Annotated in this window: 41 protein-coding genes and 3 pseudogenes; 5 read left to right on the top strand and 39 right to left on the bottom strand. The window is 23.5% G+C overall.

The features are described from left to right. Nucleotides 1-4: 4 nt before the first annotated feature. The 7 genes from SCITRI_RS00985 to SCITRI_RS00955 all read right to left on the bottom strand — a co-directional run bounded on the left by SCITRI_RS00985 (nucleotide 5) and on the right by SCITRI_RS00955 (nucleotide 4,200). On the bottom strand, nucleotides 5-439 hold the full coding sequence (locus SCITRI_RS00985) for a hypothetical protein (protein ID WP_071891815.1): 435 nt from the start codon (nucleotides 437-439) through the stop codon (nucleotides 5-7). 11 nt (nucleotides 440-450) lie between these two features. After that, a complete protein-coding gene (locus SCITRI_RS00980; RefSeq protein WP_071891810.1) occupies nucleotides 451-849 on the bottom strand; it encodes a hypothetical protein in 399 nt (132 codons plus the stop codon). Then, complete coding sequence (locus tag SCITRI_RS00975; RefSeq protein ID WP_071890316.1) at nucleotides 830-1,321, bottom strand: hypothetical protein; 492 nt, start codon at nucleotides 1,319-1,321, stop codon at nucleotides 830-832. The genes SCITRI_RS00980 and SCITRI_RS00975 overlap by 20 nt, the downstream gene beginning before the upstream one ends. Beyond that, complete coding sequence (locus tag SCITRI_RS00970; RefSeq protein WP_071891803.1) at nucleotides 1,276-1,560, bottom strand: hypothetical protein; 285 nt, start codon at nucleotides 1,558-1,560, stop codon at nucleotides 1,276-1,278. The genes SCITRI_RS00975 and SCITRI_RS00970 overlap by 46 nt, the downstream gene beginning before the upstream one ends. A gap of 133 nt (nucleotides 1,561-1,693) precedes the next feature. Further along, nucleotides 1,694-1,996 carry a hypothetical protein gene (locus tag SCITRI_RS00965; RefSeq protein ID WP_071891800.1) on the bottom strand — a complete coding sequence of 101 codons (303 nt, stop codon included), beginning with the start codon at nucleotides 1,994-1,996 and terminating at the stop codon, nucleotides 1,694-1,696. Beyond that, the gene (locus SCITRI_RS00960) at nucleotides 1,996-2,304 is read right to left on the bottom strand and encodes a pentapeptide repeat-containing protein (protein WP_071891797.1); all 309 of its coding nucleotides are present in this window, start codon (nucleotides 2,302-2,304) and stop codon (nucleotides 1,996-1,998) included. The genes SCITRI_RS00965 and SCITRI_RS00960 overlap by 1 nt, the downstream gene beginning before the upstream one ends. 873 nt (nucleotides 2,305-3,177) lie before the next feature. Then, nucleotides 3,178-4,200, bottom strand: coding sequence for a ribose-phosphate diphosphokinase (locus tag SCITRI_RS00955; protein ID WP_071891794.1), 1,023 nt, complete (start codon nucleotides 4,198-4,200; stop codon nucleotides 3,178-3,180). 135 nt (nucleotides 4,201-4,335) lie between these two features. Between SCITRI_RS00955 and SCITRI_RS00950 the strand changes: the two genes are divergently transcribed. Then, complete coding sequence (locus SCITRI_RS00950; protein WP_004028319.1) at nucleotides 4,336-4,563, top strand: NifU family protein; 228 nt, start codon at nucleotides 4,336-4,338, stop codon at nucleotides 4,561-4,563. Here SCITRI_RS00950 and SCITRI_RS00945 read toward each other — a convergent pair. From SCITRI_RS00945 to SCITRI_RS00935, 4 genes are all read right to left on the bottom strand, one after another. Continuing rightward, nucleotides 4,556-5,713: an MFS transporter gene (locus SCITRI_RS00945; protein WP_237238000.1), complete on the bottom strand. Its 1,158-nt coding sequence runs from the start codon at nucleotides 5,711-5,713 to the stop codon at nucleotides 4,556-4,558. The two genes, SCITRI_RS00950 and SCITRI_RS00945, sit on opposite strands and share 8 nt — an antisense overlap. After that, nucleotides 5,713-5,991 (bottom strand): hypothetical protein, encoded by a 279-nt coding sequence (locus SCITRI_RS10995; RefSeq protein ID WP_237237999.1) that lies wholly within the window; start codon nucleotides 5,989-5,991, stop codon nucleotides 5,713-5,715. The genes SCITRI_RS00945 and SCITRI_RS10995 overlap by 1 nt, the downstream gene beginning before the upstream one ends. 60 nt (nucleotides 5,992-6,051) lie before the next feature. Continuing rightward, complete coding sequence (rpiB, locus tag SCITRI_RS00940; RefSeq protein WP_071891791.1) at nucleotides 6,052-6,483, bottom strand: ribose 5-phosphate isomerase B; 432 nt, start codon at nucleotides 6,481-6,483, stop codon at nucleotides 6,052-6,054. A gap of 64 nt (nucleotides 6,484-6,547) precedes the next feature. Further along, on the bottom strand, nucleotides 6,548-6,835 hold the full coding sequence (locus SCITRI_RS00935; RefSeq protein ID WP_071891786.1) for a hypothetical protein: 288 nt from the start codon (nucleotides 6,833-6,835) through the stop codon (nucleotides 6,548-6,550). A gap of 144 nt (nucleotides 6,836-6,979) precedes the next feature. On the opposite strand from SCITRI_RS00935, the gene rpsT reads away from it, so the two are divergent. Beyond that, nucleotides 6,980-7,231, top strand: coding sequence for a 30S ribosomal protein S20 (rpsT, locus tag SCITRI_RS00930; RefSeq protein WP_071891782.1), 252 nt, complete (start codon nucleotides 6,980-6,982; stop codon nucleotides 7,229-7,231). A gap of 71 nt (nucleotides 7,232-7,302) precedes the next feature. On the opposite strand, the gene SCITRI_RS00925 is transcribed toward rpsT, so the two are convergent. The 3 genes and pseudogenes from SCITRI_RS00925 to SCITRI_RS00915 form a co-directional block, all read right to left on the bottom strand. Continuing rightward, nucleotides 7,303-8,799, bottom strand: coding sequence for a hypothetical protein (locus SCITRI_RS00925; RefSeq protein WP_071891778.1), 1,497 nt, complete (start codon nucleotides 8,797-8,799; stop codon nucleotides 7,303-7,305). Nucleotides 8,800-8,834: 35 nt separating this feature from the next. Next, nucleotides 8,835-9,800, bottom strand: coding sequence for a DNA polymerase III subunit delta (holA, locus tag SCITRI_RS00920; protein WP_071891774.1), 966 nt, complete (start codon nucleotides 9,798-9,800; stop codon nucleotides 8,835-8,837). 354 nt (nucleotides 9,801-10,154) lie between these two features. Next, nucleotides 10,155-11,125, bottom strand: a pseudogene (locus SCITRI_RS00915) (IS30 family transposase). A gap of 117 nt (nucleotides 11,126-11,242) precedes the next feature. Here SCITRI_RS00915 and SCITRI_RS10675 point away from each other — a divergent pair. After that, on the top strand, nucleotides 11,243-11,638 hold the full coding sequence (locus SCITRI_RS10675; protein WP_071891769.1) for a lipoprotein: 396 nt from the start codon (nucleotides 11,243-11,245) through the stop codon (nucleotides 11,636-11,638). Nucleotides 11,639-11,664: 26 nt separating this feature from the next. Here the strand turns inward: SCITRI_RS10675 and SCITRI_RS12395 are convergent. From SCITRI_RS12395 to SCITRI_RS10475, 3 genes and pseudogenes are all read right to left on the bottom strand, one after another. Next, nucleotides 11,665-11,745: pseudogene (locus tag SCITRI_RS12395) on the bottom strand (spiroplasma phage ORF1-like family protein); the annotation flags it as partial. Nucleotides 11,746-11,924: 179 nt separating this feature from the next. Then, nucleotides 11,925-13,247, bottom strand: a complete 1,323-nt coding sequence (locus SCITRI_RS00900; protein WP_071891765.1) for an Mbov_0401 family ICE element transposase-like protein — start codon at nucleotides 13,245-13,247, stop codon at nucleotides 11,925-11,927. A 453-nt stretch (nucleotides 13,248-13,700) separates the two neighbouring features. Beyond that, nucleotides 13,701-13,841: a hypothetical protein gene (locus SCITRI_RS10475; protein WP_164028148.1), complete on the bottom strand. Its 141-nt coding sequence runs from the start codon at nucleotides 13,839-13,841 to the stop codon at nucleotides 13,701-13,703. A 126-nt stretch (nucleotides 13,842-13,967) separates the two neighbouring features. Between SCITRI_RS10475 and SCITRI_RS00895 the strand changes: the two genes are divergently transcribed. Further along, entirely contained in the window at nucleotides 13,968-14,513 is a 546-nt protein-coding gene (locus SCITRI_RS00895) for a lipoprotein (RefSeq protein ID WP_071891761.1), read from the top strand. A 37-nt stretch (nucleotides 14,514-14,550) separates the two neighbouring features. Here SCITRI_RS00895 and SCITRI_RS00890 read toward each other — a convergent pair whose 3' ends face one another. The 14 genes from SCITRI_RS00890 to SCITRI_RS00840 all read right to left on the bottom strand — a co-directional run bounded on the left by SCITRI_RS00890 (nucleotide 14,551) and on the right by SCITRI_RS00840 (nucleotide 19,874). Further along, nucleotides 14,551-15,024, bottom strand: coding sequence for a hypothetical protein (locus SCITRI_RS00890; protein ID WP_071891758.1), 474 nt, complete (start codon nucleotides 15,022-15,024; stop codon nucleotides 14,551-14,553). A 15-nt stretch (nucleotides 15,025-15,039) separates the two neighbouring features. After that, nucleotides 15,040-15,603: a hypothetical protein gene (locus SCITRI_RS00885; RefSeq protein ID WP_147076706.1), complete on the bottom strand. Its 564-nt coding sequence runs from the start codon at nucleotides 15,601-15,603 to the stop codon at nucleotides 15,040-15,042. Then, a complete protein-coding gene (locus SCITRI_RS00880) occupies nucleotides 15,588-16,688 on the bottom strand; it encodes a hypothetical protein (protein WP_071891750.1) in 1,101 nt (366 codons plus the stop codon). Before SCITRI_RS00880 ends, SCITRI_RS00885 begins: the two co-directional genes overlap by 16 nt. Before the next feature lie 15 nt (nucleotides 16,689-16,703). Continuing rightward, nucleotides 16,704-17,027: a hypothetical protein gene (locus tag SCITRI_RS00875; RefSeq protein WP_071891747.1), complete on the bottom strand. Its 324-nt coding sequence runs from the start codon at nucleotides 17,025-17,027 to the stop codon at nucleotides 16,704-16,706. Between the two features lie 289 nt (nucleotides 17,028-17,316). After that, on the bottom strand, nucleotides 17,317-17,994 hold the full coding sequence (locus SCITRI_RS00870; protein ID WP_053391427.1) for a hypothetical protein: 678 nt from the start codon (nucleotides 17,992-17,994) through the stop codon (nucleotides 17,317-17,319). Then, nucleotides 17,994-18,185, bottom strand: coding sequence for a hypothetical protein (locus SCITRI_RS00865; protein WP_071891743.1), 192 nt, complete (start codon nucleotides 18,183-18,185; stop codon nucleotides 17,994-17,996). Before SCITRI_RS00865 ends, SCITRI_RS00870 begins: the two co-directional genes overlap by 1 nt. After that, the gene (locus SCITRI_RS00860; RefSeq protein ID WP_071891739.1) at nucleotides 18,185-18,457 is read right to left on the bottom strand and encodes a hypothetical protein; all 273 of its coding nucleotides are present in this window, start codon (nucleotides 18,455-18,457) and stop codon (nucleotides 18,185-18,187) included. Before SCITRI_RS00860 ends, SCITRI_RS00865 begins: the two co-directional genes overlap by 1 nt. Then, on the bottom strand, nucleotides 18,457-18,663 hold the full coding sequence (locus tag SCITRI_RS00855) for a hypothetical protein (protein ID WP_071891735.1): 207 nt from the start codon (nucleotides 18,661-18,663) through the stop codon (nucleotides 18,457-18,459). The genes SCITRI_RS00860 and SCITRI_RS00855 overlap by 1 nt, the downstream gene beginning before the upstream one ends. Continuing rightward, nucleotides 18,663-18,941 carry a pentapeptide repeat-containing protein gene (locus SCITRI_RS00850; protein ID WP_084566868.1) on the bottom strand — a complete coding sequence of 93 codons (279 nt, stop codon included), beginning with the start codon at nucleotides 18,939-18,941 and terminating at the stop codon, nucleotides 18,663-18,665. The genes SCITRI_RS00855 and SCITRI_RS00850 overlap by 1 nt, the downstream gene beginning before the upstream one ends. 1 nt (nucleotide 18,942) lies before the next feature. Then, entirely contained in the window at nucleotides 18,943-19,116 is a 174-nt protein-coding gene (locus SCITRI_RS09770; RefSeq protein WP_155522074.1) for a hypothetical protein, read from the bottom strand. 2 nt (nucleotides 19,117-19,118) lie between these two features. Further along, nucleotides 19,119-19,256 carry a hypothetical protein gene (locus SCITRI_RS09765; RefSeq protein ID WP_155522097.1) on the bottom strand — a complete coding sequence of 46 codons (138 nt, stop codon included), beginning with the start codon at nucleotides 19,254-19,256 and terminating at the stop codon, nucleotides 19,119-19,121. 1 nt (nucleotide 19,257) lies between these two features. After that, on the bottom strand, nucleotides 19,258-19,515 hold the full coding sequence (locus SCITRI_RS00845) for a hypothetical protein (RefSeq protein ID WP_053391429.1): 258 nt from the start codon (nucleotides 19,513-19,515) through the stop codon (nucleotides 19,258-19,260). Between the two features lies 1 nt (nucleotide 19,516). Beyond that, entirely contained in the window at nucleotides 19,517-19,681 is a 165-nt protein-coding gene (locus tag SCITRI_RS09760) for a hypothetical protein (RefSeq protein WP_155522072.1), read from the bottom strand. A 13-nt stretch (nucleotides 19,682-19,694) separates the two neighbouring features. Continuing rightward, entirely contained in the window at nucleotides 19,695-19,874 is a 180-nt protein-coding gene (locus tag SCITRI_RS00840) for a hypothetical protein (RefSeq protein ID WP_071891731.1), read from the bottom strand. Between the two features lie 394 nt (nucleotides 19,875-20,268). Here SCITRI_RS00840 and SCITRI_RS09755 point away from each other — a divergent pair, with 394 nt between their 5' ends. Next, on the top strand, nucleotides 20,269-20,490 hold the full coding sequence (locus SCITRI_RS09755) for a hypothetical protein (protein ID WP_147076700.1): 222 nt from the start codon (nucleotides 20,269-20,271) through the stop codon (nucleotides 20,488-20,490). Between the two features lie 27 nt (nucleotides 20,491-20,517). On the opposite strand, the gene SCITRI_RS00830 is transcribed toward SCITRI_RS09755, so the two are convergent. The 8 genes and pseudogenes from SCITRI_RS00830 to SCITRI_RS10985 all read right to left on the bottom strand — a co-directional run bounded on the left by SCITRI_RS00830 (nucleotide 20,518) and on the right by SCITRI_RS10985 (nucleotide 24,485). Continuing rightward, nucleotides 20,518-20,751, bottom strand: a complete 234-nt coding sequence (locus SCITRI_RS00830) for a hypothetical protein (RefSeq protein WP_071891722.1) — start codon at nucleotides 20,749-20,751, stop codon at nucleotides 20,518-20,520. Nucleotides 20,752-20,769: 18 nt separating this feature from the next. Then, the gene (locus SCITRI_RS00825) at nucleotides 20,770-21,501 is read right to left on the bottom strand and encodes a DNA-methyltransferase (RefSeq protein WP_071891718.1); all 732 of its coding nucleotides are present in this window, start codon (nucleotides 21,499-21,501) and stop codon (nucleotides 20,770-20,772) included. 152 nt (nucleotides 21,502-21,653) lie between these two features. Continuing rightward, a complete protein-coding gene (locus SCITRI_RS00820; protein ID WP_053391433.1) occupies nucleotides 21,654-22,094 on the bottom strand; it encodes a DUF3627 domain-containing protein in 441 nt (146 codons plus the stop codon). After that, nucleotides 22,072-22,236 (bottom strand): hypothetical protein, encoded by a 165-nt coding sequence (locus tag SCITRI_RS10470; RefSeq protein WP_167693716.1) that lies wholly within the window; start codon nucleotides 22,234-22,236, stop codon nucleotides 22,072-22,074. The genes SCITRI_RS00820 and SCITRI_RS10470 overlap by 23 nt, the downstream gene beginning before the upstream one ends. Before the next feature lie 359 nt (nucleotides 22,237-22,595). After that, nucleotides 22,596-22,841, bottom strand: coding sequence for a hypothetical protein (locus SCITRI_RS00815; protein WP_071891715.1), 246 nt, complete (start codon nucleotides 22,839-22,841; stop codon nucleotides 22,596-22,598). A 448-nt stretch (nucleotides 22,842-23,289) separates the two neighbouring features. After that, a pseudogene (locus tag SCITRI_RS00810) lies at nucleotides 23,290-23,803 on the bottom strand (spiroplasma phage ORF1-like family protein); the annotation flags it as partial. After that, complete coding sequence (locus SCITRI_RS10990) at nucleotides 23,721-24,152, bottom strand: ComEC/Rec2 family competence protein (protein ID WP_237237998.1); 432 nt, start codon at nucleotides 24,150-24,152, stop codon at nucleotides 23,721-23,723. The gene SCITRI_RS10990 and the pseudogene SCITRI_RS00810, both read right to left, overlap by 83 nt. Beyond that, nucleotides 24,153-24,485 (bottom strand): ComEC/Rec2 family competence protein, encoded by a 333-nt coding sequence (locus SCITRI_RS10985; RefSeq protein ID WP_237237997.1) that lies wholly within the window; start codon nucleotides 24,483-24,485, stop codon nucleotides 24,153-24,155. It lies immediately after the preceding gene. Between the last annotated feature and the right edge of the window lie 499 nt (nucleotides 24,486-24,984).

Below are 24,984 nucleotides of genomic sequence, written 5' to 3'. Positions count from 1 at the left end.
CTTTCTATTTATTAAATACATTGTCTGTATCTAAAATATTGTTTTGTTTTTCTTCTGTTTTTGGTACTCCACCAGTATTAACTGTTTGTACCTTAATTAATTCATCATAAACACTTTGCAATTGTGTTTTGATGATTTCAATATCATCATTAATATCATAAGATTTTAATAAAACATTTTTAAATTCTTCATTATCAGTTAAAGAATTAATAAAGTCAATTACTTCAATTTGTTTTAATTGAAGAGTTTGTTGTTCAATTTGAGAAGTTAATTCAGTATTTTTTGTTTGTAATTCATTGATTTGTTGATTACTATTTTCTAAATTACTTGCATTAAATTCTTCAATTTCAGCAGTTTTAATATCTAAACTACCATCTTCATTTTTAATTGGTTCATTTTCTTCATTGATAAGAACATATTTTACATTTTTTAATGCCATTGTTTTTCCTCTTATTTTTTAATATTTGTATTTGTTCTTTTTCTAATCGCTTTTTGTATAATTTCAAAACTATCTACTCGAAAAGATAAAAAATAGCGTTTAGTTTTTATATTTAACTGATTAAATACTGAGCCTTTAATTTTTATTTCATCTTCTTTTTTTAATTTCAAAAATTCAGTTAAAACAGATGGGTTATATATTGATAATGTTGAATAATTTAATCCGTCTCACTGACATTTAGCAGAACAAACATCAACTTCAACGCCACCAGCAACAAGTGCTTTAATTTTAGTTTTAATAGGATTTTCATGTAATTTAACAGTTAATTCTAACTTATTAACTTTTTTATTTTTTATTTTAGGTTTATTAGTTATTGATTTTTTAGATAAATTACTTTTTGTTTGTGCCATTTTTATCAACTCCTTTTAATAAAAAATATTGTAAATGTTTCCAAGCATCTAATTCATGCTCTGTCATTTTAATATTTCCTTTATAAATATAATTTTTCTTAACAACTGGCGATTGTAAAACATAATTTAAATTAAATAAATATTTACATAAAACTTTTAAACCACCAATAAATTTAGGAGTAGATAATGGGTTTTTTATTTTTAAACCTTTATGAAGTTGGTAATCTTCAATTATTACAATAACTTTGCTTAAATAAGAACAAATTTTATTTTTAAAATCATTTAATATTAAATACATATTATTTATTGCTTCTTCTTCAGAATTAGAACTAAAAGTAATATTATTAATTATTTTCTTTTTCAAAAAATTATAAATAATAATACCAGTTTGTCCAATTCCAGCAGGATCAATTGCAATAATATATTTTAATTTACTTGATTTATTTTTTTCTCAAATTGTAATATTTTTCATCCATCTGATGCTAAATCTAAAATATCGTTAATTTTGTAATGTTCCATATAAGAAGCAATAAGATTTCACTTGTCTTTAAATAAATTTAAGCACATTTTTGCTCATTCTAAACATTGCAAATCATAATGTTTTTTATGATGTGAAATACGACAATAAATAGGTTGACAATTAACTCAATCAAAAGATGTTGTTATTTCATTTCAAGTTTTATTAATATATTTACTTTTATATTCTGACATTATAAATAATCCTTTCATTAATTAGTTTTACCTAATGCTCAATGTTCATCAGTAATATCTTCAAATGAAACTAGATAACTTCTAAGCATTAATTCATTTATTTTGTTGATACCTTTTTTATTTAACTTTTTCATTATTCACTCTCCTTACTAGGTAAATTATTAATATCTTTAATTAGGCAATATCTATGATTATTACTTTCACAATATTTTAAGTGCATTTCAATTGTTATTTCATCAGTTTGTAAACTTTCTCAATCATATGTAAGTTTATCTTCTTCACAAAGTAAATAAAAATCTTCTTTATATAATATTTGTTGTTTTAATTCAGCAAGTTCTTTTTTAAGTGCTCGAATTTTGCTATTAAGTGCATCATTTTCTCATTTAATTGTTTGAGTGTGGCTATTAAGTGCATCAATTAATTCTGTTATATTCATTATTTATCCTCCTCAATAACAGTTAATTGTTCTAATTGTTGTTGTGTTATTTTAATATCTTTTAAATTAGCAAATCGTAAATCAGCACCCTCTAATTCAGCACCTTGTAAATTAGCACCCATTAAATCAGCACCTTGTAAATTAGCACCCATTAAATCAGCACCCTCTAATTCAGCACCTTGTAAATAAGCACAACGTAAATTAGCGCCGCATAAATCTAATCGTTCGTTTTCTAAATATTTATTAATTTTATTTTGTTCAACATCAATTCCTGTTAAATCTTTTATCATTTCGTATAATGTTTTCATTTTATAATTTCCTTTCTGTAAAAAAACATAATATTCCTTTATTGGTTAATATTTTGATATTTAGTAGATAATTTATTTTAGTATTTAATTACTTCGCCGCCCGCTTCACTTCGGGGGTGAGCGGGGGCGGATAGGATATTTTGATAGAGTTTACCCCCCACACACAGAAATAAACAAAAAATAATTTACCCAGTTATTAATTACGCTTCATCCATCCCTACACAACTTTATATAAAGAAAATAACCTTTTGGAGCTCCTCCCTCTTGTTTTTTAGTGTCCGATATTGTTTTTTTCGGTTTAACAGCACTCTTTTTATGAAACAAGCCAAAAACACACGCTCTGACATTTCGCGGGCGACTAACCCCGCCGAGAATTAAAGAAATAAATATGGTTAAATCTAGTCGCTTTCACACTTTCTTTAAGGGTTCGTGTCATAGATGAGTTATCCATCTTTAAGCATCAAAATATTAAATTTTAGTATTGCATTATTCATCAGATAGTACCTTTTATTTAAAACTGATATTATTAGCTGTTAAACCGAAAAAATATAATAAATCACAGAAAGGAAATTATAAAAATTAACTAATTAATGGAGAAAATAGGTTAATTTTTAATTTTAAAGATACTATCTGATGAATAATGCAATTAAAAAAATCGCTCTTATAAGCGATTACTTTAATTTATATTTAATTACTTTATTTATATTTTTTATAAAAACTAAGCTTTTTTCTTACTACCCGAATTATTAGCAGTAGGCTTAATAATTAATAAGAAAATAATAAAACTTATTTACTTTTTTATTTTTTAAAGTTAAATGTTATAAAAAAGTTTGCATTCCTTCCAGTTAAAGAGTGCAAACTTTACCAACTATTTTACTTTTTTATTTTCTCAATTATTTTTTTTATTTGTTCATTACATTTTGAATAAACATCCGATAAACTACGTTTTTCAATCATTGCTTTAATCATTTGTGAAATTAAATCAGCAATGGAAATGATTTCTAGCCCAACAAATAATCGGTCTTGATTAATATCAATTGTATTTGTAACAATAACTTTTTTAACTGTCCCATCATTAATAAGTTCTGTTAAACGTTCTTTTGCTGGGGGTGAAAATACCCCATGACATGCTAATAAATAAACTGCTTTTGCCCCATGCTGTTTTAACGCTTTTGCTGCATTACAAATTGTTCCAGCCGTATCAATCATATCATCAACAATAAAACAAATACGGTCTTTAACATCTCCTAAAATAAATTGAACTTCACTAACATTTGGTTTTGGACGGCGCTTATCAATTACTGCAATATTCCCAGCCAAATTCCCTAAACGATTAGCCACATCTCGTGCCCTTACTAATCCACCATGATCTGGAGAAACAATTGTTACTTCTTCTTTAAGATGATCTTCTTCAATTTTTCGAACAATTGTTCTTACTAATTCTTGTGTTGAACGTAAATCATCAACTGGAACATCAAAAAATCCCATTGATTGTGGTGAATGTAAATCAACAGTCATTACTCTTGTTGTCCCCGCTGTTGTTAACATATTTGCCACTAATTTACATGTAATTGGTTGACGACCGCGTGCTTTTCGGTCTTGACGAGCATATCCAAAATAAGGAATGATCACATTAATGCTTTGTGCACTACCACGCTTTAGAGCATCAATCGCAATTAATAATTCCATTAAATTTTCATTAACTGGTCAAGATGTTGACTGAATAATATAAACATCTTTCCCCCGTACTGAATTCATTGCGCGCACCAAAATTTCACCATCAGCAAAACGAACAGTTTCCATTCCTTGTCTTGTTACACCTAAAATTTTACAAATTTCATCTGCTAATTTTATTCCAGCAGACAGGCCATATATACTAAAACTTTTTTCTTCCATTAGTCCTCCTTTAAACATTTAAGCTCCAATAAAAATTCTAAATTGAATTTCTACTTATTATTATATACATATCCATAATTAATTAAACTAACTTTGTTATAAAAATGCTATAATTAAATGGTGAAGGTGATTAAAATGACACAAACAAATCAAGCAAAAGATATTATTGATAATCTACGACCTTATATCAACCAAGATGGTGGAGATATTGAATTTGTTGAAGTTAAAAATAATATTGTTTATGTTCGTTTAGCAGGAGCATGCGTTGGTTGTGGATTAATTGATTCAACAATTAAAGATGGTGTTGAACAAATTGTTAAACAAGAAATGCCGGATATTATCGCAGTAGAAGTTATTATGTAACTTCTTTTTTGTTTTGTAAATATTTCTTTAAAACATTTTTTTGGTCAAGCTGTTGGTCAAAAACCATTCCGACTAATTCGGTAATCTTACTTTCAACTTGGTTTGGATTATAATATTCACCACTAATAAATTTAGCACTAAAGAAAACAACAGCAATTAAAATAAAACAACTAATAGCACAAGATAAATATAAAATAACTTGTTTTAATGAATCTAAAAATAAATCATTTTTAACAAATGGTAAATTTCAATCTAAATTTAAATTACTAAAAATACCAACTTGATAGTGCGCAAAAACACGAATTAAAAACTGTACAAGAAATGTTGCTAAAGCATTTAATGCTGAAAAGTAACCCGTGACAGGTCGATTTTGAATCCGATAATTCCACATCATTGTCATTGAAAATAAAATTCCAAATAAAGATATCATTGCAAAGCCATTTAATAATTGACAAATTAATAAAACTTCAGGAATTGAAATTATAGCAACAAAAACAAAATATAAAGATCAAATTATTAATGCTAAAATTAATGAATTCTTAATTCCAATTTTTCTAATAAAAAAATAAATAAACATTGCTCCAATAATTTGAGCAAACCATCAAATTTCTTGAACTAAATGTAAATAGTATTCCACCATTATTTTATTGTGATAAAGTACTCAAGTTTCTTGTGCTAAAATAATGTTCAAAAAATCACCTTGACTTAATTGTCTTAAAATAGCAATAAAAAATAATAAACTAAGAATAACAATAATTTTTCATCATGAAAATAAACTAAAATGCTTTAAAATTTTCGGAGCAAGAGCACCAATATTAGTTTTAATTTCCGGCATAAAAAAGCAAAAAACAAACGAAAATATTAGTACAATAGTAATTATTCCAAAAATAATATAATGTGAAGTTAATTCACCCTTATTAAAATTTTTAACAAACATCAATACATTAGCACCAACCATATTTGCTATTATGACAATTGGTAAATTTAAAGTTACTGTTGCAAAAGGATTAGTTCGATATAAATAAATCTCATTAAAACTTAAATATCATAATGAATTTGTTGAAACACCAAATCCAAAAACAATCGTGCAAAAAATCATAGCACTTCAATTTTGCGGTAAAATAAAAACTAATAAAATTCCTAAAAACATTAAACCATAAGAAATTCAAAACCATAATTTACGACTTCGAAATAATCCTGTAATTCATGAAGCTGGAATAAAAAAATTGCTGCATACAAAGAAGTACTAACTGTTAATAAAATAGCAATTGAATTAATATTTTTGGCAAAATCAAAAATAATTAAATTATAATTTAAAGTTAGTGAACATGATAATGCTAACCAAAAACAAAAATGCTGAACAATAAAAACTCATTGATAAAAAGATTTTATTCCTTTTTTAACCAAATTAATTATATAACCTAACATAAATAAAATTGTTAAAAAAGGATACAAAAATAAACTGTCTCAATTATTAATAATTCACCCCTAAAGGTTATTAAGTTTTTCAACACGAAGAGCATGACGTCCAGAATCAAAAGTAGTATTTAAAAACATATCAACAATTCAAATTGCATTTTGATTTGCAATAACTCTAGCTCCCAATGCTAAAACATTAGCATTATTATGTTCGCGTGCTAATTTTGCTAGCACTGTTTCATTACACAATGCTGCTCGAATTCCTTTTACTTTATTTGCAGCAATTGAAATTCCAATTCCTGTTCCACAAATTATAATCCCAACACTATTTTTTTCTTTAATTACTCTTTCACCAACAGCTTGGCCAATATCAGAATAATCAACCGCTTCAATACTATCTGTGCCTAAATTAATAATTTCATGTTTTTGTTCAATTAAATGCTTAACAATTGCTTTTTTCATATCAATCCCTGTATGATCATTCCCAATCACAATTTTCATCCTTGTTATTCTCCTTTGCCTACAATTTAACTATAACATTGCTTTTTTAAATAAAAAATAAAAATTAATTCCTTGTAATAATATCCAATAATTTTTCAGGTCTCATTGGCGTTACTGTTACAATTAATCTTGTGTGTTTTGTAACCACAACATATAAGTTCCCTTTTAAATTATCTAATTTAATATATAAATTTTTTGTTGTTTCAATGCGATCAGAAGAATTATCAATCATTTTAATAATTTTTTCTTTAATAATTCAATCATTTTCATTTGTAAAAGCAGGAATTCGTTCCCGAATTCGTTGCAAACAATGAAAAGAAAACCCTAAACTGTGTTGATAATAATATCCCATTCCTATCCACCTACTTTATATTATTATACATATATATATTAAAAAATAATGATAAAATGTTAAAAAAAGTACTACTTTTCTTTACACTTTTTTATCTATTTGCTATAATTCCTTTGTGTCTTAAAAGTCGAAAGGAGAGCAAAAATGGCTAATATTAAATCACAAATTAAAAGAGTTAAAACAAATTCAAAAACTAACTTAGCAAATAAATCTTTTAAATCATCAGTAAAAACAGCAATAAAAAAAGCAGAAATCGCTATTACCGCACAAGAAGCAAACGCATCAGAATTAGTTAATACTGCAATTACTTTAGTTGATAAAGCAGTTACTAAAGGAATTTATCATGCTAATAAAGCTGCTCATGTTAAAAGCAGATTAATGCTTAAAACACATTAATTTTAAAATCCTTTTCAACAAAGACAGTAAATATTAAAAGAATAAAAAAATCATAACTAGTTATGATTTTTTTATTTATCTTTTGATCTATTAGAATCATCTTTTTCAAAAACATTATCATCCTTAAATTCATCATCAAATAATGTTGGATCCATTTCATATTTTTGGCCATTCATCATTGCAGTAAGGGCTTTTTGATATTCTGTATTGGCACGAATCAATTTATTACGGTCTGTTTTAGGAGCTAAAACTGCTAAAATAATAACCATAATACCAGCAATAAGACTAGCAATCATTGAAATAATTGTAAAAATACGTAATACTTGGTAAGTTGTACTATTATAAACTTCACTTACTAAACTATTAATTGTCATAGCTAAATCTGAATCTGGTAATAATAAGTACCCTGTGATTGCTAATTGTGGATCGTTTTGAATTAAAAATCCACCATTAGGTACCGATCTACTATTAAAATATTTTTCAACAACATTTGGTAATAATACTTGAATTAATGACAATGAAGAATAAAGAAGAATAACAATTGATAATACAACTGGTCAAAACCTAACGACATAATTATCACGTTTAAAACGTTTTTTCCCTAACAATTCATAACCCAAGAAAATTCCCGGTAAGATCGATAAAATTCCCGAAAAGATTTGTAGCCCAGCGGATTGCATTAATAAAAACTTATATCTTGAACCAAAGCTAAATACTTCACTAAAATTATTGTTAGTATTATGTAAAGCACTATCAGCCCCACCACCTATAATCACAGGTAAACCAGTTCCCGGAATTGTATAAATAATTACTTTTGTTTCTAAATGGATATTTAGATAGGAATTTAAAAATCACAATAAAACTAACAAAGCAGAAGCTAAAATAACAAAACCAGCAACAATTTTCTTTAAAATTGGCATATACTTTGGTTTTAAAGTATAGAAATAAAACCGTGGGTCTAAGCGTGGATGAATTGGCATATTTGCCATTTGTTGCATCATTTGTGACATATCAAATTTGTTTGGATTACTAAAGTCTCCTGGTCCGATACCGCCCATTGGAGCCCCTATACCTCCTATTCTTGTCGCCGGTCGTCGTCCTACTTCAAACTGAGATTCAGCTGCCTCATCTTCATTAACTTTATTTAACTTTTCACGAGCATTATCAATTGCTTTTTCATCAGTAAAATCTGCTGTGGCATCAATTAACTCACTAGTGATAATGTTTTCTCTTGTAATATAATTTTTCTCAACAGCAAAATTTGAAACAATATATTGCACAAAAGCAGCATATTCTTCATCTAACATATTAAAAGTAGCACCATCAACCTTTTCAATAATTTCTGATTCATTAGTAATATCAGCCAAAACTTGAGCAAATGAAAGAGTAAATTTATTATCATTTAAATTTGCATTAAATTCTTTTTCTAATGTTAATAAATTACAAATTTGTTGAATTACTAATTTTTTAAAATCTGGGTTAACTATTACTTGTGCCTTAATATTATCATCGTTAAAGATATTATATAATGTATAAACTATATGGGCATATAATTTATTTTCTTTCATTTATTTATGTCCCTCATCTCTCTTTTTGTGATAATTTAATTTATATCAAATAATTTAATTAAATACAAATCACTACTAATTTCTCTTCTTATTATACCTTTTTTTATATTATAATCAATTCAAAATAATTCTTGAATAATATTATTTGCTTTATTAATACTAAAATTATGCATATGTTCTGAAATCTTTTTTACTCGAAAAGGATGAATTTGTAAAATTTCCGCAATTTGTGAAGGTGTTTTCTTTAAAACAGATAAAACAATAATGTCTCTTGTAAAAATAACACTATTGGTAATTAATGCTAATAAAGCAATACTATTTAAACCTCGTTCTTGTAAATAATGATAATTTATTAAAAAACTATTTAAATCATTTTTTAGTAAATCATCAACTAATTTAAAAATATCTGTATCTAAATATTTTGTCATATTATTTGCAATTAAATCCATCGTAATTTTTGAATTTATCAATAACAATTTTTCTAATTCATTTTTAATAATATATAAATTATTTGGCAAATATTCAACAATCTTAGGAATTAAATTTTGGTTAATAGTTCCATTATTCTTTGTAATATAATCATCAATAAACTTGATTAATTCATTATATGATAAATTTATTGCCTTTAAAACACTAGTTAATGCTAGCATTTGCTTAGTTATTTTTAAACGATTACTAAGCTTATTTACTGGACAAATAAAAATAATAAAAGTACTCGGATTTGGGGCTGCTAAATATTCCATTAAACTTGTTAAATGGTTTTTATTATCTATTTTTGCCTTAATTTTTTCTTCTGTAAGAAAGTAACTATCATTAACTATTATTACTCGTTTTTCTGAAAACATTGGTATCGTGTTAGCATCATTCAAAATAGATGGTAGTGAGTCTTCTAAATAATTATATTCTTGTAAATCATACTCATTATCAGGATTAATTTTTTTTAAAATCTTATTTTTTTTCATTTTAATTAAAAAAGCATCTTCTCCATATATTAAAAACATCTTTTAAAACTCCTTTAAAATGTTCTAAAACCTATGATAAAGTAATATTATCATAAAAGTAAAAAATAAATTGGTGATTTAAAATAATTTAATTGCTGCTGAGGCTGACATAATATTAAATTGAATTATGTAAAATGAAGTGCAACAAATCTTTATTAGTTAAATAATATAATAAAAAAATTAGAAAAATCAACCATAAATTTAAAAAAATTAAAAATATTTTAATTTTTCTTTTATTTTATAAATATTTAAGCACACTAAAAAATAATTTATTAATTTTAATTAATAAATACATATTTTATTATTTTAATGACATATTTTATGAGTTAATGTACATTTTTAAATATTTATTGTTTATATATTCTGCAAAAACATTTCTTTAGCACTTATTCAATTTAAACACGGTCGGAGTTTATCATTTATTACATTATTAACTACTCAATCAATTCGTTTTTGACTAACATTATTAAAATCAGTGCCCTTAGGAAATCATTTTCTAAACTCACCATTTATATTTTCAATTAAAGGTTTTTGACGAGGTTTACCAGCGTCACAAAAATATACTTGTGTTTCAACAAATATTTCCATTTCTCGTCATTTACTAAATTCTTTCCCTCTATCTGTTATTATTCCTTTAATTTTTCCAATTAAATTATTATTTATAACAATTTCTTTAAACTTTTTCTCAACTTCCCTAGCAGTATGATTTTCTAATTTTATTACAAAATATTTTTTACTTGATTGTTCTGCTAAAACTAAACAACTAGATAAATGTTCTTTTCCAACAACAGTAGCCATTTCTAATCAACCAACATTAGAAACTTTATTTTCAATATCTCAAATTAATTTAAAATTAGTTAATTTACCACGATTATCTTTTTTCCTTTTGTTTTATATTTTTTACCACGATGTCGCAAATTCTGTTTTAAAAAACCATAAAAACCTAAAAGAATTCATTTATACAATGTTTTAACACAAACCGGAAATTTAACACCAAATTTTAAAAAATAACAATAAATAAATTCTCTCGGAGAATCACGACATTTATTAAGTCTAATTTTCATAAAATTAATCTGCTCTTCCGTAAATTTACATCTTTTATTATTCTTTTTTCTTTTCTCATAATACATTTTATCTGACTTATAAGCACTATATTCATCAATATTTTTAAACTTCTTAATTTCCCGTAAAATAATACTACGATGTCTATTCAAAAATTTAGCAATTAAAGAAATATTCTGTTCACCATTCCTTTTTAAAAAAATTTTTGATAATAATAATTGTTCTAAATTAACTTTATCCATAAAACTTAAATGACTATACATAACATTTATATACCTTTCATTAACTTATAAAATTAATACTTAATACAAAATAATTGATATATAATTGATATATGATAAAATCAATTATATATAAAACAATAAAAAAGAGCAATGTATATGAAAAAATGACTTAGCATAATAGGAGCAATCGGATTAACCACAATAAGTACAAGAACATTAATCAGTTGTAATAAAGAAAATAATAATGAAAACGGGGAAGGAGATAATAAACCACAACAACCACCAAAAGATAGTAATTGAAAATTAATTACTGATTATAATTGACTTAAAGATAATTTTGATAATAAATATTATTTTGTAATTTGGAAACAATCTTATAGTAAAGAATGAGAAATAATGAAATTTAAACATAATATACGTTATGATATGAAAATAGAAAGTTACATTAAAAATAATTCTTTTAAAGGTCTTTATCGTTGAGATGGTGATGGTGAACCACAAACACCAACTATTGAAAAAAACACCGGTGAAATTACTGACTGAAAAGAATAAAAAGAAACTTAATAACAGTTCCTTTTTTATATTAATCGCACAAATTTCATAAAAATAATTAATAAAAAGATATTTGTTATTGTACTATACAATGCTGGATTAATTTGACTGTATAAATTATTTAAGGGTATTTAATATATTTTAAGAAATTATTGAATAAATAATCCATCTACTTAATTTAAAGATACCATATTTAATTTTATTGTCAACAAATTTTTATATTTTTTTAAATTTAATCACAACAAAAAATGCATTTTTATTAAAATTATTTAATTTAAAAATAAAATTAATAAAGATGTAAGTTTTGTTGTTCGGTTTTATTAAAATTATTATATAAAATACTATTATTTTCTGGTGGTTTTTCTGGTTGTTTAAAATCCTTAATATTATTTCTTAATTTTAGCATACTAGTATTCAATTTATTTCTAACAGTTTTTTCGCTATAAATTCCTTTTTTAGAAAATGCGCCCTTACCATAATGGGAGACATCGCCCTCCATATGACACCCAATATTATTTCATAATGTTTGATTTTTAATACCCTCTTCGTTATTTTTAATTAAGTTAATTGTTTCTCTTAAAAACTTTTTAGAACTAGGAATAAATGACTTACTTTCTTTTAAACATTGTAATAATTCATAATATTTTCCATTATAAAAATAATCAACAACTTGTTTAAAAGTTTCTTTATTTTCTTTAATTATTCTTCGGTGGGGTAATAAATCCTTAAATCTTTTTACTAAATGAAATTTGTCTATTGTATAATGAACTTTGTTATTAGGAAAACGATTTGCAATATCTTTTTTAACCCCTTTAATTCAATTTGCTCCATCACCTAAAATCATAATTTCAGTATCATCTTGAATATTATAATTACTTATTATCAAAAGTATTAATTTAACAACAAAACGGGTTAATTTTGTTTTTTTAGAAATATAAATTGGAATATTATCTATTTCGTAAACACCTAACTTATTTGCAATTATATGTCTTTTTTCGGTTGATTTTTCTTGATCATAACCAGTATGAACAGTAGATAATAAGGTGTGTTTTTTAATCCTTTTTCTATCGTATTCTATTTTAAGAAAAGTTCCATCCACTTGAATATATAAAGTATGTGGAACATTTATTTTGATATTGGTATTATTAATATAATATTTGTCGTTTGTTGTTGTGTTTTTTATTGTATTTGAAATTGTCATTAAACTAATTTTTGCTTGTTCTAAGGCATCTAAAATATCACGGTATTTTTTATCATCACTTAAAAACAATAAAATTCTTTCTTTGACGTCATTCCCCAGTCTTTGTCATTTTTTAATTCCTAAAAATTTATCTAAAATAAAAATATATTCTTCTTTCTCTGTTATTGGATTAATTTTATAATATCGTCGTCTGCGAAATGTTATTTTACCTTTTAAAGTAATTAATGTTTTTGTTCTTATTTCTTTTACTCGATAATGTTTAAATTTATCATCATTTTTATAATTTTGAAAAATAAAATCATCTATATTTTCTAACCTATATGCAATTTCTCCAACAGCATATCTATTCAAATCTTCATATGTTTTATTAAAAAAGTTTTCCCCATTAATAATATTATTAATATTCATTTTAAAGTTGTTTCCTTTCGTGATTTAAAAATAAATCATCACACACATTAAAATAAACACCTAAAAAAAAGCAAGTTATTTTTAACTTGTTTTTCAAATATTTAATTTTTTTAATATTATTTAATACAATTTTGATACTTTTTTGATAACAAAAATATTATATCTTAATTTAAAATAAAAAAACAAGATTTTTTAACCTTGCTTATAATAATTTTCGTTAAAATTAAATTTTTAAATAATATTTAAAATCAGAATCATCATCACTAAAACAAAAAAGGCATTTTTTACAATTGTAATAATTTTTATAACAAATGTAGCAACATGGACTATTACATACAATACATTCATATCTTTTTTTGCTTTTCTATAACACAATCCTCTTGCACCAGTAAATTGACATTTTTCATCGTTAACATGTTTATTATATTTTTCTCAAAATATTTCTTTAAAAAATTAATTTTCTTTTTTTATTTGTTCTTCACTTTTTGGATTATATTTTAAAAAATATTCAAAAGAAGATCTTATTTCTGCTGCAATTTTTTCAAATTCAGTTTCAAATTCAATTTTAGATTCTTTTTCCACTTTTTCCTCCACTTGTTCTTTTTTTCTTTTGATAACATATTATCAAAAAAATAAATTTTTATCATTATTCTTTGTATATATTTATATTCATTATATAATTTTTATATAAATAAAATATTAAGAAAGGACTGACTTTTTATGAAAAAAAGATTAAGTTTTTTAGGAGCAATTACATTATTAGGAACAAGCACAACAAGTTTAGTTGCTTGTAATAATATACCACAATATAACGAAGATGAATTACAACAACTAAAACAAGAAAACCAAATAAATACAAATTTCCAAGAAATAAAAGAAAACTTAGAATGAATTTGCCCACAAGAACAACCTTTTAATCAAGTTGATAATAAATGATATTTTGTTGTGTGTCGTGGCAATGAAAATGATGTTTGAGAAATTGTTAAGTTTAAAAATGATACAGAAATATATTTTAATAAATGAAAAAAAATAAAAGAATTTAATAATTTTGATATTGTATTATGTTATACAACATTTGGAAATAATTTAGCAAAGTATAAAACTGCTATTTCTGGTATATATAAACCTGGAATTACTGGTTTTATAGATGTATGAGAAAATATTAATAATTACATTAAAGCAGTTTATCGTTGAAATGGTGATGAGCAAAAATTACCTGATTTAATTGTTGATAATAATGGCAATGTAAAAGTTAATAGTGAATAAAAAAAGCAATTTTTACTAAATTGCTTTTTTAATTTATTTAATTTTCTTTTTCATCATCTTTTTTAATTATGTCATTAATATTATCTTCTTTATTTTCACCTAGCAAAATACATTCATTATTAATTTTTTCTTTTAATTTTAGCATTAGTTTATTAATTTCAGTGAATAAAATTGGCAATCCCAATGTTAAACCGTGAACTATTCAATATGCTAATCGTAGAAAAAATAACTTAGTCTTTTTCTTTTTCATTTTTATTACCATCCTTGTTTTTTGTCTGATATTTATTTTGTTGTTATTAGCCAATTTATTATTTATAATTGTAATAACATCTAATTTCGTATTAATATTATTAATTTCAATTTTAATATCGTTTATTTTTTCTTTTAATTCTTTATTTTCATCTCTAATTTTTTGTTGTTTTTTACTCAAAATAGTTGCTGTTATGCCAGTTGTCCCACCAGTAAAAAGTGATATAACCAAAACAATAATTTCTAAAATAGTTTCACTCATTTTTTATTCTCCTTATTATCAAATTAATGGTTCTCAACTTCCAAATGCTCTTAAACCAATAGCGGCCGTTGTCGCAATACCACGCTGCGCTTTATCTCATGTTTTAAAATCTTTTCATACTCAAAATTTAATCATCCCACCATCATATTTTAATATCGGTGATCATTCTTCTCCACCATTTCAACGATAAACTGCTTTAATGTAATTATTAATATTTTCTCATACATCTATAAAACCAGTAATTCCAGGTTTATATATACCAGAAATAGCAGTTTTATACTTTGCTAAATTATTTCCAAATGTTGTATAACATAATACAATATCAAAATTATTAAATTCTTTTATTTTTTTTCATTTATTAAAATATATTTCTGTATCATTTTTAAACTTAACAATTTCTCAAACATCATTTTCATTGCCGCGACAAACAACATAATATCATTTATTATCAACTTGATTAAAAGGTTTTTCGTCTGGTGTCATTTCTTTTAATCTGCTTTTGACATATTTGGCACTGCTTTCTATTTTGTAGGGCATTTCTCTAATTCTTTTGTCTAGTTGTGCTATTTTTTGATCCATTTTTTCCATTTCTTTGGTTCATTTTTTATTGAATTCTTCTTTTTTTCTTGGGCATATTCGCAAAAATTAATAAAATTGTTAGGGTCTTTAATTGATTGATAACGAATGGGAGCGCGTGCGGTATATTCTCAATTAAAGGATTTTATTTTTTCTCCTTTTAGGGGTAAATTAAAACTAAGAATAGGGAATTCATAAATTCCGTCTTTATGTCTTGTGTTTAAGTTATCTTGGGTTAATCTTCCTTTGTCTGTTCATACAAAATATTCGCTGGCACATTTATTTTGATAAATTGCTTGGTATTTAAAATCATTTACTTGATTAATGTTATCGATTATGGCGGTTGCTATTGTTTTTGAATTATCGTTTCAAGTCATGGCACTTTTAATATTTTTTCATGGTTTGTTTTCTTCTTCGTTGGTTTTTTCAAAATAGAATTTATTGTCAATTCCGCTTGGTTCAACTTCGTCAATTTTAGTGTTAATGGGGCATTGTTCTAATAATTCTGTTAATTTTTCAATTTGTTCGCTTTTGTTTTCTCCTAAACTTTCAATAAAATTTTTATTAATATATTGGTAGTTTTCATCTGGGTTGTCTATATCGGGGATTGGATATACTAATGGTGCTTTTGACATATCTATTTTAATTGTTAAAAATATTGTTGTTGTTTCTGCTTGGTTTTTTGCATAGGGAATTAAGTCGTTGATATCGTTTGTGGTGTTGTTTTCTACTTTAATCATTCTTCCGCAAATGCTTAAATAAAAAAATGGTATTTCTTTGTTTCCTTTTTTTGTTTTTATTTTTACTTGAATTCCGTTGTCTTCATATTTGAATTCTGCTTCTAAGTTTTCTTGTTCGCCAAATCCGTAAAATAAAAAACCAGTTGAATTGTTATCACATAGTTTTAACATTCCTTCGTTATAATTATCGCTATTGCCTAATAAGTTTATAGCGTTTTTATTGCTTAATTCTTTATTAGCATAGTGGGGGATTGTTTGGTTTCTTAACAAAAAATCATAGTATATTGCTTGGTCGCGGTCTGTTAAATAATCTTCTGTATTGTCAAATGTTATAAATCTAAATGCCATTTTTTTACCTCTCTTTTATAAATATTTTTTTTCTAATTTGTTAGATGTTTTATCTCATTCACTATGTAATGCGTTATTAGCAATCATGTTTTTATTCATTGTTTCTTCAAAGTTGTTAAAATTATTGTTTAGATCGTTGTTTAGTTTTGTGTGTGGTTTTAAGTCTTCTCAATATTTTTGATTTTCTTTTATATTGTAAATTGTGTTATTTTGTAATTGATAAGTAAATAATTCAATATCATAGCTTCATTCTTCATTTTTAATATCTTCTCATGATAAATTACTTTCATTTAATAATTCGTTTGTTAGTATTTTAATTTCGTTCTTTTTTGTTCTCAAATTAATATTAAAAATAATTTTTTTAATTGAATTTCTATTGGTTGCTTGTAATTCATATTCTGTATCTTCTTCAATTTCAATAATTCGCCCATAAATTAATATATATGTATGATTAAAAACAACTTTATTTCCAAGGTGTCTTTTTATTAATTTTTTTTCTTCGTTATATAACTAATAATAGCGGTAATGCTGGGGAAAATAATATTATCTATAAAATAAGAATGGTTATCTTTTTCAAAATTTACATTATATTTTAATTTAATATTATTACTAATAAATTGCATTATCTTTAAAAATGATGTTTCTTTTCATATAATATTTCTAAACCATTAATATTTGGAATTTCATTATTATTTTCTTTAATTGCTTTTTTAATAGCTTCTTCATCAATAGTTTTAATAATAAATTTTTCTGGCACTTTTTCAATATCAATAATATTTATTTTTAAATCTCATCTTGTTTTTAAACCTTTAACTTTTATGTCTTCTTTATTCAAAATTTCAGAAATTAAATTATTTTCTTTATTATTATTTAATTCTTTTAATTGATTTTCAGCCGCATTCATTCAATTAATTTGTTTAGTCAATATTTCAATTTGAATAACATCTGTTTCTAATTTTTCAAAAGATTTAGTAATGTATCTATACAAACTATCAATTATTTTAAGTTCTGATCGATTATTAACAATTGGAGTTATTATTTTTTTAATTGTAGATTTTAATAATATTTTTAATTCAGTACCATAATCTGCATCACTTTTGTTATTAACTTGAAAATTGTTAATATTTTTAATTAAATTATTCAAATTTTTTAAATCATTATCAATATTTTTTAAAAAAAGTAAATTATTTGCCACACATTTTTTTAATGTTGAGATAATAAATTCATCTTTATTTTTAAAATCATCTAAATCTTTATTTGTTTTAATAATTTGATTTATTTGATTTTCGCTTTTTATTACATCCATTATTTTTCCTCCTTACTAGGTAATTTGTAATATAATGAATTATTTTTTAATTGTGCTAATTCTTCTATCTCATCTACAAGTTCGGCACTTACTTTAAATAATTGTTGTTCTTTTAACTCAGTAAGTTCTTTTTTAAGTGCTTCATTTTCTTCTTTAAGTTTGTTAAATTTAATTCTTTCTGTTACATCCATTATTTTTCCTCCTTACTAGGTAATTTGTCATATTTAGAATTATCTTTTAAAATTAGAATATACTTTGATAATTGTTCTTCTGTTGGTTCTTCTTCATCTTCAACTATACATTGGTCTCAATGTCCGTGATAACTACAATAATATTGAGCATCAAAATCTTCTTTATATAATATTTGTTGTTTTAATTCAGCAAGTTTATTTTTAAGTGCTTCATTTTCTGCTACAAGTGCTTCATTTTCTGCTACAAGTATATCTGTTGTAGTAATTCCCATTATTCATCCTCCTCAATTTCCTTAATTATTAATAAATTATTTAGTTCACTTGTATTTGAAAAATTAAAATATAATTCTGATAATGTTAATATGTCAATAGAATTATCTTTTCAATAACATTTATATTTTTTATTTTTACATTTATTTCAATTTACACCAATAAATGTTAATCAAGCATTTTTATAATTAATTTCATTTTCTAACATTATTCATTCTCCTCAATAACAGTTAATTGGTCTAATTGTTGTTGTGTTATTTTAATATTTTTTAAATCAGCACCTCGTAAAACAGCACCTTTTAAATCAGTCCAACGTAAATCGGCTTCTTTTAAATCAGCCCAACGTAAAACAGCGCCTTTTAAATCAGTCCAACGTAAATTAACACATCGTAAATCTAATTTTTCACTTTCTAAATATTTACTGATTTTATTTTGTTCAACAGTTATTCCTGTTAAATCTTTAATCATATCTTCTAATGTTTTCACTTTATAATTCCTCCTTATTTTTAATATTTTTAATTCCTTGATAACTATTAAAGTAATATTTATGATTTCTAATTTTAAATTTATTAATTGTTTCTAATGGTTTATTTTTGATATCATAATCTGAGAAATCAAAATAACCAGCACAATAATTACAATGTGAAATAAACTTACTCATTATTAAATTTCCTCCAAATTCTTTTCTGCAATTAAAGTATCAATATAGTCATAAGCACTTTCTTCTGAGTGACATTCTTCTAATGCTTCATTAAATAAATCTTCTTTTGTGTAAACTTTGCCATCTTCATCTTTTCACACATTATTTATTTTCCTTTAATATAAGTTCCAAGAATTCCAGTTCCTTTTTTCTATTTTTAATGTAATTATTTATTGATACAGTATTATCTCTTTCATCTATTGTGAATAAGTGTTCCATTTTTTTATTAAAAATCTTAATTGCATTATATCCACTATATATTCCAGTTCCACGGGAAATTTTATAGCAGTATTTATCATCTAATTTATTAATAATTTCTTTTTGAAATTCTGATAATTGTACATTTCTAATTTCTTTCATATTATTTATTTCCTTTTCATTCAATATCTTTTAAATCAATAATTGCCGTTGATAAGCCATAATTATTATTTTCAATTTTTTCTCGCACTTTTGCTTCTTCTAGTGTGTAATAAGCATAAGTAGTTAAATATTCATTTTTAATAATTAATAAGTATTTTTTAGTCATAATTTAATTCCTCCTAATTCTTTTTATTTACACTTAAATTTTCTAATTGATAAGTTTGTAATCAGTGTTCTTCACATAATATAATTTGTTTTTTATAACCTAAATTTCACTCTAATTTATCATTACTTTTTTCAATATAACTATTTCCACAATAAGCATTTTTATTATTACAATTAATTCTTTGACATTTCATATAGTAATTCCTCCTAATTCTTTCTAGTATTTAATGCTCAATGTTCATCAGTAATATCTTCAAATGACACTGGATAACTTCTAAGCATTAATTCATGTATTTTGTTAATAGTTTTTTTATTTAACTTTTTCATTTTTATCTCCTTAAATTTCCTTGGTTAATTTTTTTTATTATTTTGATACTTAATAAATAAAAAAATGGTAAGCATATTGTGTTTACAATTAACACTCCAATTATTATTTGTTCTATATTTAAAACACCAAGATTTAATCAAAAAAGTATAAAATCAATTGGAAAGTAAATTATTAAATTCATGAATAAGAGTAGAGTAATTTTTCAAAAATTATGACATTTTATTAAATAAATAATTCTTAATAAAATTGCAAATAAACCTGTGCCAATATTTCAACATAATGATCCTAGAGTAAAACCTCATAATGATAAATCAACTAATAAATGACCAACAAAACCAATAAATAAACATCAATATCAATTTAAAATAAAAGTACTAATAAAAACTGGAATTAAAAATAATGGAATTGATGTTCTTAAAATGATTTGTATTCGCATTACTTGTGATAATACAACCATCATCGCAATTAAAACTGCTATATAATTTATGTTTTTAATTAATAAAAAATAATTATTGTTTTTGCATTTTTTTATATTTAACATAACTAAGTCCTAATTTTTTAGCTTGCCGTTTATCTTTTTGTTTTTGTTTATATTCTTCATCAATTAAATTAATATTATTTAATAATTCTGTTTTTTGTAAATCAGACAAACAACTATTAGATAGTGCAATTAAATAAATACTTTGTTTTTGTTGTTCTAATTCTATTTTTTCTAATTTAGCCAAAATTGAAGCAATATTCATTTTTTTATTTCCTTTCTATTAAAATTCAAATTTAAACTGAATATTTTTTAATCTTTTTTTAATTATTTTGTAATATTCATTATTTATTTCACAACCCAATCACTTTCGTTTTAACTGTTCACAAGCATACGCGGTTGTACCACTTCCTAAAAAACAATCTAAAATTAAATCATTTTCTTTACTATATTTACTAATTAATCGATTAAATATATATAATGGTTTTTCTGTTGGGTGTCTTGTTAATTTTTTTCCGATTGAATAATTAAAAATTGTTTTTTTACTTTCATAATCATTTTTATAATTCGGAATTCGATGTTTTTTAGAATAAATTATCATACAATATTCTTTATCTTGATAAATATGATTATTAGTTGGCATTGGATTTGTTTTGTTTCAAAGGATAAAATCATAAAGCATATCTTTTTTACGAACTCAATCTAAATAATCTATAATTTGTTGTCTATTCATTCAAATTAACATAAATTTATTTTTTGAAATTCGATAAAACTCATCTAAATAAGTATTTATATCAAATGAATTATGTAAATTATTATCATAGATAGCATTAATATATTTATTTATGCTTTTGGTTATATTGCTTTTTTCATTTTTTTGTTCGTTTTCTCTTTTTGATAAATTATATAAATAGGGCGGATCAGTTAGTATTAAATCAACACTATCGTTTTCTAATGTCTTTATAAATTCCAAAGCATCTCCATTTATTAATTTTCCTAAATTTGTTTTAAACATTTTTTCACCCTTTGCCTTTCGCTTCACTTTAAAGGTGATCGCAGGCACTATACTATTGTGTTTTAAAATATGCAGTGAGCTTTCTATGTTATGTCTATTTAATATATAATCTTAAAACTTTGTATATTATTTAAAACTTTTTTGGGAATATTTTAATTTAAACTTTTTAAGTCTTTAATTAATTGTTCTTTTTTTTCAACACTTAAATTTGTGAAATTATTTTTATTTGTTTTTACTTTTTTAGGTTCACTTGAAAATAATGCTTTTTTCATATTAGTAGAGTAATTTTGTTTATATTGATTATATAAATTAATTAATTCCGTTCCAGTTAAACTCTTTCAAATATTACGCTTTAAATTTTCATCATATTTTACAATAGAATAATAATTATCATAAATCAAACCGATTGCTACTTGATTACAATTTTTTTCACTCGGATAAATAAACTTATTACTCAATCAAAAACCAATATGACGATTATGATTAGGTAAATTTATAAATGAAGCTTTATCTGTTCTAAAAACTATAAATTCTCTTCGAATAAAGCAATTTTCTACGTTAATATTCTTCTTATAACTTGGTTTCTGATACATTACTCAAATCAACTCGCTTTCGGTTACACTGCATTGAACAAACATTTAACTTAAAATACAAACTACCAACAATTTTTTTATTCAAAATAGAATGACAAATTTGACATTTACGTTTTAAAAAAAATATTCAAATTCCTAACATAATTAATCACACTCCTTTTTTTAATAAACATTGTTATATTTAATGTTTATCTATTGTTTATTTAATGTTTATATATTGTTTATCTATAGTTTATTTATTGTTTAATAAACATTGTTATATTTAATGTTTATCTATTGTTTATTTAATGTTTATATATTGTTTATCTATAGTTTATTTATTGTTTAATAAACATTGTTAATAAACATTGTAAGCATTATTAAAAATATAAAATAGTAAAAATTGGCACACTGAAAATAACTATTAACAAGTTTAATAAAAGAAATATAAAATTAAAATTAATAAATCAAATAACATAACTAGTGTGCCATAGATGAGTTATCCATCTTGTTATATTAGAATTATTTAATTTTACTAAAAAAGATTTTTAAATACCCAGTTTTTCAATCAACATCTATCCTTGAATTTTCCAAATTATTATAAAGTCAAATTTTTTCTTTGTTTATATACTTAATTTGATTTAATAAAACTTTGTGATTTTCACAAGTTCATAAAATTTTATTTGTTTCAAATTCTTCGGTGATAAATGATGATAATTTATAACAATTAATAACATCACATATTTTTTGTTGTTTAATAATTTTCATTTTTATAAATCAAAATTAATATTGACTATAATAAATATCTTCAAATCATTCTGTTTTTTCGCGATGTTTAACTTTATGAATTCGCTTTGGCATTCCGCACTTACTGCATCTAATCATAATATTGATTTTTTCCATTTTTAGTTTCTCCAATCTAATATTTAACGATTGATTTATTAATATAACTAAGTGAAACAAAACAAGGACAACACCTTTACTAAGTAGATATATGGATTATTTAATAATTTCTTAATTTAATATGGTTTTTTTCAGAAAGGAAACAACTTTTTTATTATTTTAAAAATTATAAATATTTAAAGATGCTGTCCTTGTTTTGAATCAATTAGTTATTTTAGGTTTTTTCAAATAAAAAAACCATTTTAGTAAATGGTTTAATTATTCTTATTTAATTTCTTTATATTTTTATACCCTACTTTTTTTATACTACCTTAAATTTTCATACTTCAAATATTTGACTAAAAAAACTATATACTGTTTCAAAAACCTTACCAACACCGCTCGCTAATTCGTTAACTTGTTTAACTCCCGGAATAGTATTAACAATTCAAATCACCGCATTTTTAATATGAGTTTCTAAATCTCATCAACCTTTAGGAGTTATATATTGCACTTGAAATCATTGCTTATCGGGGAACAAACAACCATTATTAATCTCTTGCCAATTATAAATCCCAAAATTAAAATCATAATATCGATACATATCATTCTCTTTTTGTGCTTGCAATTCAAAAACATTATAACCGATTTTTTTGTTCTTCAATTTTTTTATATTGCAAACCATATTTATTTTGTAAATCACCACCAAAAACATAACCCGAATTTGAGTTAATATTATAATTATTAGCAACAGAAAAATCATAATTAAAAACAGGAATCGTGTAATCGAAGTGCAGATTGAAGATTCTGTTTACCATTTGTAAAATAAATTTGGCATCTAATAGTTTTTAAATTTTCAATAACTATTGGTGCTGGATAATTTTGGCGTTTTGTTTTTTCACCAGAAATAAAACAAACTTTTGGCATTATTTTATGCAAAAATACTAAACTTGAACTAGTTTCTGAACCATGATGTTGCACTTGTAGCAAAGTGATTGGATATAATTGTTCTTTTAATAAATTTATCTCAATTTTTTTACTAATATCACCTGTTAATAAAATTTGGTATTGATTTATTTTAACCAAAAGCACTAAACTATTATTGTTTTCATCCTCATCATTAATTCTTTTATGCAAAACAGTAAATTTTAATCCTCCAAATTGAAATGTTCTAAACTTTGTATTATTTTGAATCACTTATTTAACATTAAAATATTTTTTTACAATTGTTAAATTATTATTATGATCATCATGGTGATTAGAAATAAAAATAGCATTAATTCAATTAATACCTGCTCATTTTAAATAATTACTAACTAATTGTTTTAAACGACCATATCCCACACTAACATCATATAAAACTGTTTTTCAATCTCGCTTGTCGTGAAAAACAATTGTTTGACCATTACCAACATTTAACATTGCCATTAAATAATGAATACTAGTAAAATATGGTTGTAAACCATAGCAAATTATTGACAGAATGCAAAATATTCTAAATATCTTATTTACAAATTCACTCTTATTCATTATTCCTCATAAAAGAATATAATATAACAAAAGATATCACACAGGGACATAACCAACATTCCAAATTAAATTAATTTTATTTAAAATCACCATATAATTGATTAAAAATAAATAAAAATATTGATAAATAAAATAGCATGGTGGAATAAAAACAATTATTAAAGAAAACAAATAAATTAATGATAAAATTGGGAGCAATAACAAATTAAATAAAATACTAGAAAAATTTAATTGATAACTAAAATATAACATTCATCCAAGTAAAAAAATAAACGCCATTAAGTTATAGTATAGTAATTTCTGTCAAAAATAATAATGTTTTGTTTTTGAATTTAAGTTTAAAAATAGACATGTTATTGTGAAACTATGTCAAAATCCACTTCCTAAAAAACTGTATGGAAAAAATAATAATATTAATAAAATACTTAAATTTCATTTTGATTTTGCTGTTAATTTATAATTTCAAAAATGAGCATTAAATAGTGATAACGATAACAAG

This window comes from Spiroplasma citri (assembly GCF_001886855.1).
GTDB classification, from domain to species: Bacteria; Bacillota_I; Bacilli_A; order Mycoplasmatales; family Mycoplasmataceae; genus Spiroplasma; species Spiroplasma citri.
This window is presented reverse-complemented; position numbering and strand designations above follow the sequence as displayed.